Raw genomic sequence first — 14086 nt, forward strand, 5'->3', positions numbered from 1 at the left:
CCACCCCGCGATCGACGTGAGGACCTCCGTGAGCACCCGTACCGCCGTCCCCGCCACCGACCAGCCGGCCGACGCCGCCGGCCGCGCGCCGCTCGTCTTCGGCGGGATCCCCGAGGCCGAGGGCTTCGCCGCCGTCCCGATCACCGCCCGCGACCGGGTGCACTTCCGGGTCGACCAGGACCTGCCGCTCGCCGAGTTACGCGCCGACCTGCCCGAGGGCGTCACGGTCAGCCACGACGAGGGGGAGGGGCTGTACCGGGTCGACGGCCCGTGCGGCCAGGGCCAGGTCCTCGCCGACTGGATCCGCGCGTGGTGCGCCGGCCGCGGCTGCGCCACGGTGGGCCTGCGGGCCGAGCCCGGCGTCCGCCGCCGCGCCCCCCGGGACCTGCCTCCGGCGTTCCTCGAGGACCTGTGCCGGCACTACCACCCGGTCAGCCTCAAGCGGCTGCAGCGCAACACGAGCACCCTGCGCATGCACGTGCCGGACCAGGACGACCTGCACCAGCAGGTCGCCGAGTGGATCCTCAAGGCCGTCGGGCAGTACGACGAGACCAAGGGCGTCCCGTTCGGGGCCTTCCTCGCCACCCAGCTGTCCAAGTGGGTGCACGACCTGGGCCGCAGCGCCCACGGCCGGACGGCGGCCGACACCGAGAACCGCCAGCAGAAGGCGCTCGCCGCGTTCCAGGCCGAGCACCAGCGGCGGCCCACCGAGCGGGAGCTCGCCGAGTACATGGGGCAGAGCGTCGCGACCCTGCGGCGCAACTCGCAGACCGTGGCCACGCTCAACGGCCTGCGCAACCTGCAGTCCCTCGACGGCGGCCCGGACGCCACCGAGGTGCTGGTGCCCGACTCCACCGAGGCGCCCGACCAGATCATGGACGAGGCCGAGCAGACGCTGCTGTCGCACGCGCTGACCGCCGCCTGCGCCCCCGACCCGACCGCGGCCCGGGGCCAGCGGGCCGCGCAGCCCAACGTCCTCGGCTGGGCCACCTGGTACCTGACCACCTGGGGCGGGCAGACCAAGACCCAGGTCTCGGCCGACCTCGGCACCTCGGTCCGGAACATGAACGTGCACGCCGACCGCGTCGAGCGGGCGCTCAAGGACAGGTTGACCGAGCTGTCGGAGTGACGCCCGGGAATCGGCTGGAAGCAGTGCGGTCCAGACGGGTCCATCCCGCCTCCGACCTGCCGATACCGAGGACGTGACCGCGAGTCCCCGCCGACACGCCGCAGCCGCCGGCCGGCCGGGACCGCAGACGCCGACGGGGGGAGGTGTGCGGTGAGCGTGCTGCCCGCGGGCGACCCCGCCGTCGTCCTGCTGCCGCACTGGCTCTCGGAGGCCGACCGCGCGTGCCTGGCCGGTCTCGTCCGCGACGGGCTGACCGCACCCGGGCTGCACCCGGTCACCGCCGTCCACCTCGCCGACGTGCTCACCGAGCTGCACGTCGCCGCCGCGCGCGACGCCGTCTGGCCCGCGCCGGCCGCGCGCGTGCGCCGGGTGACCGGCTGGGCCGACGACGTCCTGCCGGTGCGGCTGTCGGCCGAGGAGCTCGACAGCGTCCTGGGCCTCCCCGCACTGCCGGCCGCGCTGCGCGCCACCCTCGCCGGGCGCCGCCCGTGATGCCCCAGCGCCCGCTGCGGTCCCCGGCCGGCCTGCTGCACCGCCGGCGGCCGGCACCGGTCGCCGTCGACGACGTCCGCGCCGCCGCGGCCGCCGTGCTGCCCGGCCTGGTCACCGGGGGCCTGCGCGCCGCCGTCCTGACCGACCCCGCCCGCGGTCCCGTGCTGGTCCTCGCCGAGGACGAGCGGCGGACCCGGCTCCCGCTGCGCGACCTCGCCGAGGACATGACCGACGCCGGGGTGGACCCCGCGACCGACGGGGTCGCCGCCGCGCTGACCGCCGTCGTGGCCCGGCGCCCGGTCAGCGACGCCGTCGCCGCCCGCACCGGGGTCGCCGTCCTGGACTGGACCGACGAGCGCCGGTCGGCGGTGGGCTGGCGGGTCGTCGTCCGGCGTGGTGAGCGCACCGTCGCCTGGACGCCGTCGGACCGCGCCGACGCCGCCGCCGTGGCCCGCACCCGCACCGGCGCGGCCGCCCGCGCCGCGGACGCCGGAGGGGTGCTGCGGGTCGAGGGGCCGGTGGCGCTGTGGTCGCATCCCGGCGCACCGATGCTGGCCACCGCCGCGCTGGCCGCACCCGAGCGGCTGCTCGCGCGCATCGCCGACGCGGGGCTCGGCCTGCGCGACCCGAACGTCGTCGTCACGCCGACGCGGCCGCTGGCCTGTGCCGCCGCCGGGGTGGCCGACCGCCTGGCGGGCCTGACCGGCGAGGCGTGCGTGCGCCTGCCCTGGACAGGCCTGACCCGGCTCGCCTGGCTGTAGGAGGTCCGGAGGCTCCTGGCGAGATCACGCGATCTCGGCGCTCCGACGCCGCATTCCCTGCCGAGATCGCGCGATCTCGGCGCTCCGACCCCGCATTCCCTGCGGAGATCACGTGATCTCGGCGGCCGGCCGCTCAGGCCAGGTGGCCGAACTCCCAGTGCCAGGGTTCGGGCTTCTCGCCGCCGGGCCGCGCCCAGTCGGGGTTGACGAAGCCGAACCGCCCGGCGTGCTGCGTCATCCAGGTCCACTCGCGGGTGCCGGCGACGTTGACGCCGCCGCACAGGTCGACCGCCAGCGCCCAGCCGTGGTTCGACGTCCCCGGCACCGCGGCCAGCCCGGGCTTGCGGCGGAACGCGTCCACCTGGGCGCCGATCGGCCGGTAGGAGTCGGTGATGCACAGCGCCTCACCGAGGTCGGCCTCGAACGCCCGGCTCATCGCGGCGTAGCCGGCCGCGGCGTCGCAGCGCAGCGCGTGGCCGCGGGCGACCGGGCACAGCGCCTCGCCGGGGATGCGGCCGTTGGCCCAGCCGCCCCAGGCGGGGCTGACCGGCCCGACCGGCGCCGGGTGAGCGCCGCAGGCGCCGCGGCTCGAGGCCGTCGGCGGCAGCGGGGCGTTGGGTTGCGCCGGGGCGGGCAGGGTGACCCGCACCGCGCGGGCGTCGGCCGGCACCGGCCGGACGCCGACCTGGTAGGTGGCGGCCGAGGCGCCGAGCACCTCGCCGGCGCCCACGTAGAGGCCGACGTCGGCGCCGCCGTCGGAGACGACCAGGTCGCCGACCTGCAGCTGCGAGGCGGGGACGACGGCGGCAACGGCCCACTGCCCGGCCGCGGTGGCCGGCAGGTCGTACCCGGCCAGCAGCCACGCCGCCGCGGTGAGCCCGCCGCAGTCGTAGCTGTCCGGGCCGGCGGCACCGGGGGCGTAGGGACGCCCGGCCTGCGACAGCGCGGTGCTGACCGCGGCCACCGTCTCCGCCGGGAGCACGGTCACCGGGCGGTTGCCGACGACGGCCCACGCGACACCGGGGACGGCCTGGCCGGCGGCGTCGAGCGCGGGGGAGAAGCCGTCGGGCAGCGCGGTGGGGTCGGCCAGCTCGGCGGCCGACGGCGGCTCGATCCCGGCCGAGGCCAGCTCGGCGAGGAAGCCCTGCCAGCGCTGCAGCGCGGCGGTGTTGCGCTCCTGCTGGGCACCCGCGGCGGGCACGGTGCCCAGCCCGGCCAGCTGCGCGGCGACGTCGAGGCCGAGGTCGTCGGCGGTCTCCCGGACACCGTCGAGCAGGACGCGGGCCTGCGCGGTCGCGGCGTCGACGGCGGCCTGCGCGCCGGTCACCCGCGCGGCGGCGGCCTCCGCGGCGGCCGCGGCGCGCCGGGCCCGGACGACGGCGGCCTCCCGCTCGGCGGCGGCCCGGTCGGCCAGCGCCTGCCGGTAGAGGACGTCGGGGGTGCTGGCCGAGGCGGTGGCGTCCAGCGCGAGCACCGGCATCCGGCCGGTGGCCCGCGAGCGGTAGAGGTCGGCCGCGGCGCTGCCGACGGTCACCTGCTCGGCGGCGACGGCGTCGCGGGCGGTCCGCTCGGCGGCGACGGCGTCGGCCAGCTCGGCCCGGCGGGTGGCGATCTCGGCCTGCAGCCGGCGGTAGGCGTCGGCGTCCTGCAGCAGCGTGCTGCGGGCGGCCAGCGCCAGGCCGGACGGGTCGGCCGCGGTGGCCGCGCCGGGCGCGGTGGCGGCGGGGGTCAGCAGCACGGTCACGACCGGGGCCAGCAGCGTGGCCAGTCCGACGACGAGCAGCCGCGTGCGCCAGGGGCCGCGCTCGCGGGGCGTCCGGGCGGCGGGCCGGCGGCGGGCGGCCGGCCGGCGCTTCCGGGCGGGGCCCTTCCTCCGCGACGCGGCACGCGCCGGCGCCGGGCGGGAGGCACCGGGAGCCGCCGGGGTGCCGGCCGCGGCGCGGGCGGCCAGCAGGGCGCGCAGCGCCTCGGCCTCGCGGGCGGTGAGCTCGCGCCGGGGGGCCGAGCTGCGGGGGGTCGAGCTGCGGGAGGCCGAGCTGCGGGAGGCCGAGCTGCGGGAGGCGGTCGTGCGGGGTGTGGTCGTGCGTGGTGCGGGCACGGCGTGGTCCCCCGGCGGTCTCGATCGGCTGGCCGCGCTCCGCGGCGTCGTGCCGTGGAGCGCTCGCCGTCAGATCGACCGGTCGGGGGACCCGGAGGAGGGACGAGGGAGGAGGTCTCACCCCAGGGGGTGAGACGGTGCGCCCGCCCGGGGGACGGGGCGCGGGGCGTCAGCGGTCGGGCGGTGCCCACCAGGCGCCGTGCCGGGGGACGAGGGCGATGCGGTGCTCGCCCCCGTCCTCCGTGGAGACCACGAGCTCGACCGCGGTGATGGCCAGCGGCCGGTCGTCGTCGTCGCGCAGCAGCCGCCCGGTCGCCAGGGGGATCGGGGGGAGGACCAGGACGTCCTCGGGCGGCTCGCTGCCCATCGGCGCCGGGATCAGCGCTCGGCGAGCGGGACGAAGGCCCGCTCCGTCTCGCCGGTGTACACCTGTCGCGGACGGCCGATCTTGGTGGCCGGGTCGTCCATCAGCTCACGCCACTGGGCGATCCAGCCGGGCAGCCGGCCGAGGGCGAACAGCACGGTGAACATCCGCACCGGGAAGCCCATGGCCCGGTAGATCAACCCGGTGTAGAAGTCGACGTTGGGGTAGAGCTTGCGCTCGACGAAGTAGTCGTCGGACAGCGCGATCTCCTCGAGCTGGCGGGCCAGGTCGAGGAGCTGGTTGTCCCCGCCCAGCTTGTCGAGCACGGTGTCGGCGGTCTGCTTCACGATCGTCGCGCGCGGGTCGTAGTTCTTGTAGACCCGGTGACCGAAGCCCATGAGCTTGACGCCGGGCTCCTTCTTCTTCACCCGCTCGACGAAGGCGGGGATGTCGCCGCCGTCGCGCTGGATCGCCTCCAGCATCTCCAGCACTGACTGGTTGGCCCCGCCGTGCAGCGGGCCGAACAGCGCGTTGATGCCGGCCGAGACGGAGGCGAAGAGGTTGGCGTGCGAGGAGCCGACCAGCCGGACGGTCGACGTCGAGCAGTTCTGCTCGTGGTCGGCGTGCAGCACGAACAGCATGTCCAGGGCGGAGGCGAGCTCGGGGTCGACCTCGTAGGGCTCGGCGGGGAACCCGAAGGTCATCCGGAGGAAGTTCTCGACCAGGCCGAGGGAGTTGTCCGGGTAGAGGAACGGCTGGCCGACGGACTTCTTGTAGGCGTAGGCGGCGATCGTGGGCAGCTTGGCCAGCAGTCGCACCGTGGAGATCTCGACCTGCCGCTCGTCGAAGGGGTCGAGGGAGTCCTGGTAGAAGGTCGACAGGGCGCTCACCGCGGAGGAGAGCACCGGCATCGGGTGCGCGTCCCGCGGGAAGCCGTTGAAGAACTGCTTGAGGTCCTCGTGCAGCAGCGTGTGCCGCCGCAGCCGCTCGTCGAACTCGCCGAGCTGGTCGGTCGTGGGCAGCTCGCCGTAGATGAGCAGGTAGGTGACCTCGAGGAAGCTGGCCTTCCCGGCGAGCTGGTCGATCGGGTACCCGCGGTAGCGCAGGATCCCGGCGTCGCCGTCGATGTAGGTGATCGCCGACGTGCACGCGGCGGTGTTGACGAAGCCGATGTCGAGGGCGACCTGTCCGGTCGTCGCCATCAGCTTGGAGACGTCGAGCCCGGAGGAGCCCTCCGTCGCCGGGACCGTGCGCAGCGGGAGCTCACCTCCCGGGTGCCGGAGGGATACCTCAGGGGTGGTGGCTGTCTCGGTCATGGTGGCCCGACGCTACTGGCGTCAGGCCGCGCAGACGACAGGGACCGCCACGCGGCGGGGTGGACCGGCGCGGCGTCCACCCCGCCGGGCGGTCAGGGGTGGGTCATCGACAGGACGTCGAGGGCCTCGTCGAGTTGGGCCTCGGTGAGCTTGCCCTGGTCGACGTAGCCGCGCTCGAGGACGACCTGGCGGATCGTCTTCTGCTCGGCCAGCGACTGCTTGGCGACCTTCGCCGCCTCCTCGTAGCCGATGTACTTGTTCAGCGGAGTGACGATCGACGGCGAGGACTCGGCATAGGTGCGGCACTGCTCGACGTTGGCGACGACCCCGTCGACGCAGCGGTCGGCCAGGATCCGGCTCACGTTGGCCAGCAGCCGGATCGACTCCAGCACGTTGCGCGCCATGAGCGGCAGCGTCACGTTGAGCTCGAAGACGCCGGTGGTGCCGGCGTAGGTGACCGCGGCGTCGTTGCCGATGACCTGGGCGGCCACCTGGATGACCGCCTCGGGGATCACCGGGTTCACCTTGCCGGGCATGATCGAGCTGCCCGGCTGCAGGTCGGGGAGCTGGATCTCGCCGAGGCCCGTGCGCGGGCCCGAGCCCATCCACCGCAGGTCGTTGGCGATCTTCACCAGGCCGACGGCGATCGTCTTGAGCTGGCCGGAGGCCTCGACCAGGCCGTCGCGCGAGCTCTGCGCCTCGAAGTGGTCCCGCGCCTCGGTCAGCGGCAGCTCGAGCTCGGCGGCCAGCTTCTCGATGATCGCCGCGGCGAAGCCGGGCGGGGTGTTGATCCCGGTGCCGACGGCGGTGCCGCCCAGCGGCAGCTCACCGATGCGGGGCAGCGACGCGTTCAGCCGCTCGACGCCGTAGCGGACCGCCGCCGCGTACCCGCCGAACTCCTGCCCGAGGGTGACCGGGGTGGCGTCCATGAGGTGGGTGCGGCCGCTCTTGACGACCTCGCGGAACTCCTCGGCCTTGCGCGACAGCGAGGCCTCCAGGTGCTGCAGCGCCGGCACCAGGTCGCGCACGATCGCCCGGGTGGCGGCCACGTGGATGGCCGAGGGGAAGACGTCGTTGGACGACTGCGAGGCGTTGACGTGGTCGTTGGGGTGCACCGGCGTGCCGCCGGCCTCGGTGGCGAGGGTCGCGATGACCTCGTTGGTGTTCATGTTGCTCGACGTCCCCGAGCCGGTCTGGAAGACGTCGATGGGGAAGTGCTCGTCCCACTTCCCGGAGGCCACCTCCGCGGCGGCGTCGGCGATCGCCGCGGCGACCTCGCCGTCGAGGACGCCGAGGTCGGCGTTGACCCGCGCGGCCGCGCCCTTGATCGCGGCCAGGGCCGCGATGAGCTCCCGCTCGATGGGCGTCCCGGAGATCGGGAAGTTCTCGACGGCGCGCTGGGTCTGGGCCCGCCACTTCGCCCAGGCCGGGACGCGGACCTCCCCCATGGAGTCGTGCTCGACGCGGTGTTCCTGCTCGGTGGCCACGCTGGCTCCCGTGTGGTGTCGGTGGGATCGGTGCTGCAGCCGTGACCCTAGGAGGGGCTCCGCTCCGCCCGCCGCCCGCCTGCCCGCCGGCGGCCCTCGCGAGGGGGCGGGCGTGGCCCACCGGGGCGGAGTGGCCGGTCCGTCGCCGTCCCGTGACCTGTCGGTGGTTGGCCCCCGCCCCGGCCCGACCTAGCCTGGGCCCGCCAGTGACCGAGCCCGAGGAGTCCGCCCCATGTCCCAGCCGCCGCATCCGCCGCAGGACGGCAACGACCCCCCGGGCCGGCAGCCCGGGGAGCAGGGCTGGGGGCAGTCCGACGACCCGACCCGGCAGTTCGGCCAGCCGGCCCCGCCCACGGCGCAGTTCCAGCCCGGCCAGTACGGCCCGCAGGGCGGCTACGACCCGAACCGGCAGACCCAGCCCGGCGTCGACCCGGGCCAGCAGTACGGCCAGCAGTACCCGCCGGGCGGCTACGACCCGAACCGGCAGGACACCCAGCCCGCCTACGACCCGAACCAGCCCTACGGGCAGCCGTACCGGCCGGGCGGGTACGGCACGGGTCAGCCGTACGTGCAGCAGTACCCGCCGGCCGGCTACGGCGCGGACCAGCAGTACGGCCAGTACGGGCCGCCACCCGGTCAGCCGGCGCAGAAGAGCAGGGGGAACCTGGCGGTCGTCCTGACCGTCGTCGGCGTGCTGGTGATCGCCGGGATCGGTGCGCTGCTGTTCTTCCTGCTCCGCGACGACGACCCCACCACCGTCGCCGACCCGACGCGGAGCAGTTCCACCGCGTCGTCGAGCCCGTCGTCCGGCTCCTCGTCGAGCTCGTCCTCGTCGAGCTCGTCCTCGTCGAGCTCGTCGTCGAGCTCGTCGAGCAGCCCGCGGCCGTCCTCGCCGAGCGCGCCGCCGCCGAGCAGCCCGAGCGCGCCGCCCCCGGGGGCGGGGCTGCCGCCGGCGACGATCCCGCCCACCGGCCTCGGCGCGGACCCGGCGCTCGACGCCCTCGCCCAGCAGTGCTTCGACGGCACCATGACGGCGTGCGACGACCTGTTCTTCGAGGCCGACGTCGACACGTCCTACGAGACCTACGGCGACACCTGCGCCGGCCGGCAACCGGAGGGCACCGGCGAGCTGTGCACGGTCACCTTCCCGCAGTGACCCGCCCCTGAGCGGCCGGCCCCGGGCACCCGCCCGGGGCCGGCCGCTCAGTCGTCGGTGTGGTCGAAGGCGACCGCGGAGTAGGCACGCAGCTTCTGCAGCGAGTGCAGGCTGTCGATCGAGCGGATGGTGCCCGAGCGCGAGCGCATGACCAGCGACTGGGTGGTGCAGCCGCCCGCCCGGTACTGCACGCCCCGCAGCAGCTCGCCGTCGGTGATGCCGGTGGCGACGAAGAAGACGTCGCCGCGGACGAGGTCGTCGATCTGCAGCACCCGGTCGAGGTCGTGGCCGGCGTCGATCGCCTTCTGCCGCTCCTCGTCGTCCTTGGGCCACAGCCGGCCCTGCAGCGCACCGCCCATGCACTTGAGGGCGCAGGCGGCGATGATGCCCTCCGGCGTACCGCCGATGCCCATCAGCATGTCGACGCCGGTGCCCTCGCGGGCCGCGGCGATGGCACCGGCGACGTCGCCGTCGGTGATGAACCGGATGCGCGCGCCGGCCTCGCGGACCTCCTGCACCAGCCGGTCGTGGCGGGGCCGGTCGAGGATGCAGACGGTGACGTCGCCGGGGGAGCTGTGCTTGGCCCGCGCGACCCGGCGGACGTTCTCCGCGACCGGTGCGGTGATGTCGACGACGTCGGCGGCGGCGGGCCCGACGGCGATCTTCTCCATGTAGAACACCGCGGACGGGTCGTACATGGCGCCGCGGTCGGCCACGGCCATGACGGCGATCGCGTTGGGCATGCCCTTGGCCATCAGGGTGGTGCCGTCGATCGGGTCGACGGCGACGTCGCACTCGGGGCCGTAGCCGTCGCCGACCTGCTCGCCGTTGTAGAGCATGGGCGCCTCGTCCTTCTCGCCCTCCCCGATGACGACGACGCCGCGCATGCTCACCGTGCCGATGAGGGCCCGCATCGCGTCGACGGCGGCGCCGTCACCGCCGTTCTTGTCCCCGCGGCCCACCCAGCGGCCGGCGGCCATCGCGGCGGCCTCGGTGACGCGGACCAGCTCGAGGGCGAGGTTGCGGTCGGGGGCGGGGCGGCCGGCGCGGAAGGTGCTGGCGCGGTTGCTCGCGGGCACGGGGCCGTCGGGCACGGGAAGGGTCACGAGGACCTCCTGTCTCGGCGACGTCGCCGGTACCCACCGCCCAGGGCGGTCGTCCCCCGCTGCCGATCGGGCGGACGGGGTCGTCGGGACGCGGCGCGGCGGGGTACGGGATCGGTGCTGCGATCCTAGGGGTATGACCACGACCGGCCCGTCGGGCCAGCAGGCCCCCGAGGAGCAGCCCCCACCGGCGCCGTCCGCGGTCGAGCGGGCCAACCGGATGAGCGCGGCGAACATGATCCGTTCGCTGCTGCCGCTGGTGGTCATCTGCCTGCTCGCCGTCGGCTGGATGGCGTTCCGGCAGGGCGGCACCGACCCGGTCCGCGCGATCGACCCCTCCAGCACCGTCCAGCTGGCCGCGGCTCGGGCGGACTACCTCGTCGAGGCGCCGTCCGGGCTGCCCGACGGCTACCGGCCGACCAGCGCCCGCACCGACGCCGGGGACGCCGCCCCGGGTGCGCCGGTGACCCTCGAGGTGGGCTACGTGACGCCGTCGGACGAGTACGCCGGGTTCGTCACCAGCGACGACCCGCGCGCCGACCCGCTGCGGGCGGTGCTCGACGGCGCGGAGGAGGACGGCAGCGTCGACGTGGCGGGGCGCACCTGGACCCGGCTGACCAGCCAGCGCGGTGAGACGGTGCTGTCCCGGGAGGAGGCCGGGGTGACCACCCTGGTCACCGGCTCGGCCGACGACGGCGAGCTCGAGACGGTGGCCGCCTCGATCGCCCCCGTCGTGGTGCGCTGAGCGCCCGGCCGGAGGAGCTCAGCCCTCCCGGTCGGCGGGGGTCGCGGCGGCCAGCCGCTCGCGGGCCCGGTCCAGCCAGTGCCGGCACAGCTCGGCCAGCTGCTCGCCGCGCTCCCACAGGGTCAGCGACTCCTCCAGCGTGAGGCCGCCGGCCTCCAGCCGGCGCACGACGTCGGCCAGCTCCTCGCGCGCCTGCTCGTAGGTCTGCGTCGGCTGCTCGCGCGTCGGCTGCTCGGGACTGCTCACGATGTCCTCGGTTCGCTCCCGCGGAACGCTCCGCTCCTCGCTCGTTCCTCGCTGCGATGCTCACGTTCCTGTCCGCTCACGGCTGCCCATCCTCCCTGGCGACCCGCACCGGAAGCCGGCCGCCCGCCACCCGCACCGACAGCCGCTCGTCGTCGGCCACCTCGGCCGGGTCGCGGACCAGCCCGCCGTCGGCCCGCTGCACCAGTGCGTAGCCGCGCTGCAGGGTCGCCTGCGGCGAGAGGGCGGCCACCCGGGCGCGGGCGTGCTCGAGGTCGCGCTCGGCGGTCTCGACCCGGTGGGTGAGGGTGCGCCGGGCCCGGTCGCGCAGCGCGGTGACGTCGTCGGCGCGGCCGTGCAGCAGGCGCTCCGGATCGGCCAGGACCGGCCGGCTGCGGACGCTCTCCAGCCACCGCTCGGACTGCTCGATGCGCACGGTGAGCAGGTGCCGCGCGCGGGCGCGCAGCCCGTCGACCAGCCGTCGCTGCTCGCCGATCTCGGGGACCACGCGGTGGGCGGCGTCGGTGGGGGTGGCGGCGCGGACGTCGGCGACGTGGTCGACCAGGGTGGTGTCGGTCTCGTGGCCGACGGCGGTGACCACCGGCGTGCGGCAGGCGGCGACGGCGCGCACGAGGCCCTCGTCGGAGAACGGCAGCAGGTCCTCGACCGACCCGCCGCCGCGGGCGAGGACGATGACCTCCACCTCCGGGTCGCGGTCGAGCCGCTGCAGGCCGTCGATGACCGACGCCGCGGCGTTGACGCCCTGCACGAGGCTGTGGTGGACGGCGAAGCGCACCGCCGGCCAGCGGCGCCGGGCGGTGACCAGCACGTCGCGCTCGGCGGCGGAGTCCTTGCCGGTGACCAGGCCGACGACGGCGGGGGCGAAGGGCAGCGGGCGCTTGCGGGCGACGTCGAAGAGTCCCTCGGCGGCCAGCAGCCTCCGGATCCGCTCGATGCGGGCCAGCAGCTCGCCCAGGCCGACGGCGCGGATCTCCGTGGCACGCAGGGAGAAGGAGCCGCGGGCGATGTAGTAGTCGGGCCGGGCCCGCACGACGACCCGGGCGCCCTCGGTCAGCTCGAGGCCGGGCCGGTCGGCGACGTCGCGGGCGCAGGTGACCGGCACCGACAGGTCGGCGGCGGGGTCGCGCAGGGTGAGGAAGACCGTGGCCGCGCCGCTGCGCCGGTTGAGCTGGGCGACCTGGCCCTCCACCCACACCTCGCCGAGCCGGCCGATCCACTCGGCGACCTTGCGGGCCACCGTGCGCACGGGCCACGGCGCCTCGGGGGAGGAGGGCGCGGTCATGCTCCGAGCCTGCCAGGCGCCACCGACGACACCGGCCCGGGACCCCGCATCGGGGATCCCGGGCCGGTGTGGCGGCGTCCTACTGGCCGCGCGGCTGCAAGGGGCTGTTGTCGGCGGCCTGCTGCTCGAGCTTCTCCAGCCGGTTGCGCAGCATCGTCACGAACGGCGCCCGCGCACGGGTGGCCTCCTCGTAGGCGAGCAGGTCGGACACCGTGGCCAGCTGGTAGCCCCGCAGCCGCCCGCGCAGCTGGGCGACGCTGAAGGAGTCGTAGCCCTCCACCGGCGCGGCGCCGGCCGCCTGGGAGCCCGACAGGTCGCTGCCGCCCTCCGGGTCGTCGGTCGGTGCCGCGGACTCCCCGCCGACGGCGTCGACGGCCGCCCCCTCGGCGATCGCGGCGTCGTCCTCGGCCGTGTCGGTGTCGCCGACGTCGGTGCGCACGCCGGTGGCCGCGGCGACGGGGGTGCCGCCCTCGTCGATGACCTCCGCAGGGGCCTCCGTGGTGGCCTCCGTGCTGAGCGCGTCGGCGGCCGGCTCGGGCTCGACGGTGTCGGTGGCCGCCCCGCTGTCCTCGCCGGGCCCGGCCTCGGTGCCCATCTCCTCGTCGACGCGCACGTGCTCGTCGGTGACGACGTCGGAGTCGGGGGCGCCGCCGGCCTCCGCACCCGTGTCACCGGCCGTGTCACCGCCCGTGTCACCGGTCTCCGGGGCGACGACGCCCTCGTCGGTGACGGTGCCCTCGACCGTGGTGACCTGGCCGTCGGGCGTGATGACGTCGACCTCGGTGGCGGCGTCCTCGGCCGCCGACGCGTCGGCCTCGGCGTCCTCGCCGAGGACGCCGGCGTCGGGCGGGGTCGCGGTGCCGGCCGTGGCGTCACCGGTGGCATCGCCGGCGGCCTCGTCGGCCAGGCCGATGTCGGTGTCGGGGGTGCCGGAGTCAGCGGCGTCGGGCGTCGTCGTGTCGTCGCTGCCCACGTCGGGCGCGCCGGCGAGCTCGCCGACGGGGGAGCCGCCCGGGTCGCTGGCCGCCGGGGCGTCGTCCGGGGTGCCCGCCGCCGGCGTGGCGTCGGTGCCCTCGGCCTCCAGCAGCGCGCTCTCCAGCGCGTCCTCGGCGGTCAGCGCGGAGTCGGCGGCGCCGAGCGCCGCCTCGGCCTCCTGGGCGCCCAGGACCTGGTCGTTGACGTCCTCGACGGCGGCGACGACCGCGGCCGGCGCCGGGTCCTGCGGCAGGCCGGCGAGCTCGTCGTCCACCAGTCCGGCCGCGTCGGTGTCGACGTCGACCTCCATGACGTCGACCTCGGTGAGCCCCGCCGTGTCCTCGACCGCGGCCGCGACGGCGTCGGCGGCCGGGTCGGTGGGCAGCTCGGCGACCTCCTCGTCGGAGATGCCGATCGAGTCGACGTCGGGTGCGCGGTCGAACGCGGAGTCACGCAGCACGTCGATCGGCTGGGCGACGAGCCCGACGGCGGGCACCTCCTCGTCGTCGTCGAAGGTGGCCAGGCCCGGCTCGCGGTCACCGCGCAGCCCGGTGAGCACCTCGTCGCCGCGGGCCACCAGCCCCGACCAGTGCTGCTGCAGCTTCATGGCCGTCTGGAGCGCGATGCCGACGAGGCGCACCGGGAGGCCGGGCAGCGTCTCGGGGAGGCGACGGGCCTCGTCGAGGACGGTGGCGGCCAGTCCGACGTAGGCGCGGACCGGCTCGGGGATCTCACGGGACATGCTCCCCAGACTGCCGCAGGCCGCCTGTGTCGGCAGCACGGCCCCGGCTGCGGCCACCCGGTCGGGCGGGGCTGCTCCCCCCGGTGTGTCGGAAGTCTCCATGCGCAGGGCCCTGCCGGGTCCCGCCGGAGGCGCGTGGACGCCGGGGGTGCGGCCGGGGTGCTCCTACCAT

13 protein-coding genes are annotated in these 14086 nt (G+C 76.0%); 5 read left to right on the top strand and 8 right to left on the bottom strand.

The features are described 5' to 3' along the window. The first annotated feature begins 28 nt into the window (after positions 1–28). The 3 genes from BM165_RS04380 to BM165_RS04390 all read left to right on the top strand — a co-directional run bounded on the left by BM165_RS04380 (position 29) and on the right by BM165_RS04390 (position 2382). Positions 29–1129, top strand: a complete 1101-nt coding sequence (locus BM165_RS04380) for a sigma-70 family RNA polymerase sigma factor (protein WP_075012296.1) — start codon at positions 29–31, stop codon at positions 1127–1129. 150 nt (positions 1130–1279) lie between these two features. After that, entirely contained in the window at positions 1280–1621 is a 342-nt protein-coding gene (locus BM165_RS04385; protein WP_075012297.1) for a hypothetical protein, read from the top strand. After that, positions 1618–2382: a hypothetical protein gene (locus tag BM165_RS04390; RefSeq protein WP_177225106.1), complete on the top strand. Its 765-nt coding sequence runs from the start codon at positions 1618–1620 to the stop codon at positions 2380–2382. The genes BM165_RS04385 and BM165_RS04390 overlap by 4 nt, the downstream gene beginning before the upstream one ends. A 133-nt stretch (positions 2383–2515) precedes the next feature. Here BM165_RS04390 and BM165_RS04395 read toward each other — a convergent pair whose 3' ends face one another. The 4 genes from BM165_RS04395 to BM165_RS04410 all read right to left on the bottom strand — a co-directional run bounded on the left by BM165_RS04395 (position 2516) and on the right by BM165_RS04410 (position 7647). Beyond that, positions 2516–4480 carry an NlpC/P60 family protein gene (locus tag BM165_RS04395; RefSeq protein ID WP_075012299.1) on the bottom strand — a complete coding sequence of 655 codons (1965 nt, stop codon included), beginning with the start codon at positions 4478–4480 and terminating at the stop codon, positions 2516–2518. 169 nt (positions 4481–4649) lie between these two features. After that, positions 4650–4847, bottom strand: a complete 198-nt coding sequence (locus BM165_RS04400; RefSeq protein ID WP_075012300.1) for a hypothetical protein — start codon at positions 4845–4847, stop codon at positions 4650–4652. A gap of 11 nt (positions 4848–4858) precedes the next feature. Continuing rightward, positions 4859–6160 carry a citrate synthase gene (locus tag BM165_RS04405; RefSeq protein WP_075012301.1) on the bottom strand — a complete coding sequence of 434 codons (1302 nt, stop codon included), beginning with the start codon at positions 6158–6160 and terminating at the stop codon, positions 4859–4861. A gap of 92 nt (positions 6161–6252) precedes the next feature. Beyond that, entirely contained in the window at positions 6253–7647 is a 1395-nt protein-coding gene (locus tag BM165_RS04410; protein WP_075012302.1) for a class II fumarate hydratase, read from the bottom strand. A gap of 232 nt (positions 7648–7879) precedes the next feature. On the opposite strand from BM165_RS04410, the gene BM165_RS04415 reads away from it, so the two are divergent. After that, positions 7880–8803, top strand: a complete 924-nt coding sequence (locus BM165_RS04415; RefSeq protein WP_075012303.1) for a hypothetical protein — start codon at positions 7880–7882, stop codon at positions 8801–8803. 47 nt (positions 8804–8850) lie between these two features. Here BM165_RS04415 and glpX read toward each other — a convergent pair whose 3' ends face one another. Then, the gene (gene glpX / locus BM165_RS04420; protein WP_208976644.1) at positions 8851–9909 is read right to left on the bottom strand and encodes a class II fructose-bisphosphatase; all 1059 of its coding nucleotides are present in this window, start codon (positions 9907–9909) and stop codon (positions 8851–8853) included. 133 nt (positions 9910–10042) lie between these two features. Between glpX and BM165_RS04425 the strand changes: the two genes are divergently transcribed. Next, the gene (locus BM165_RS04425; protein ID WP_075012304.1) at positions 10043–10651 is read left to right on the top strand and encodes a DUF4245 domain-containing protein; all 609 of its coding nucleotides are present in this window, start codon (positions 10043–10045) and stop codon (positions 10649–10651) included. Between the two features lie 18 nt (positions 10652–10669). Here the strand turns inward: BM165_RS04425 and BM165_RS04430 are convergent, their stop codons facing one another. The 3 genes from BM165_RS04430 to BM165_RS04440 form a co-directional block, all read right to left on the bottom strand. Further along, complete coding sequence (locus BM165_RS04430) at positions 10670–10897, bottom strand: exodeoxyribonuclease VII small subunit (protein WP_075012305.1); 228 nt, start codon at positions 10895–10897, stop codon at positions 10670–10672. A gap of 76 nt (positions 10898–10973) precedes the next feature. Beyond that, positions 10974–12197: an exodeoxyribonuclease VII large subunit gene (xseA, locus tag BM165_RS04435; RefSeq protein WP_075012306.1), complete on the bottom strand. Its 1224-nt coding sequence runs from the start codon at positions 12195–12197 to the stop codon at positions 10974–10976. A gap of 79 nt (positions 12198–12276) precedes the next feature. Beyond that, the gene (locus tag BM165_RS04440) at positions 12277–13914 is read right to left on the bottom strand and encodes a hypothetical protein (protein WP_075012307.1); all 1638 of its coding nucleotides are present in this window, start codon (positions 13912–13914) and stop codon (positions 12277–12279) included. Positions 13915–14086: the final 172 nt, after the last annotated feature.

The organism is Geodermatophilus obscurus (assembly GCF_900115395.1).
Lineage (GTDB): Bacteria > Actinomycetota > Actinomycetes > Mycobacteriales > Geodermatophilaceae > Geodermatophilus > Geodermatophilus obscurus_B.

Coding starts and splice junctions, on each gene's coding strand:
- BM165_RS04400 (WP_075012300.1), bottom strand. CDS start 4,847: ATGGGCAGCGAGCCGCCCGAGGACGTCCTGGTCCTCCCCCCGATCCCC.
- BM165_RS04405 (WP_075012301.1), bottom strand. CDS start 6,160: ATGACCGAGACAGCCACCACCCCTGAGGTATCCCTCCGGCACCCGGGA.
- BM165_RS04415 (WP_075012303.1), top strand. CDS start 7,880: ATGTCCCAGCCGCCGCATCCGCCGCAGGACGGCAACGACCCCCCGGGC.
- BM165_RS04425 (WP_075012304.1), top strand. CDS start 10,043: ATGACCACGACCGGCCCGTCGGGCCAGCAGGCCCCCGAGGAGCAGCCC.
- xseA (WP_075012306.1), bottom strand. CDS start 12,197: ATGACCGCGCCCTCCTCCCCCGAGGCGCCGTGGCCCGTGCGCACGGTG.
- BM165_RS04440 (WP_075012307.1), bottom strand. CDS start 13,914: ATGTCCCGTGAGATCCCCGAGCCGGTCCGCGCCTACGTCGGACTGGCC.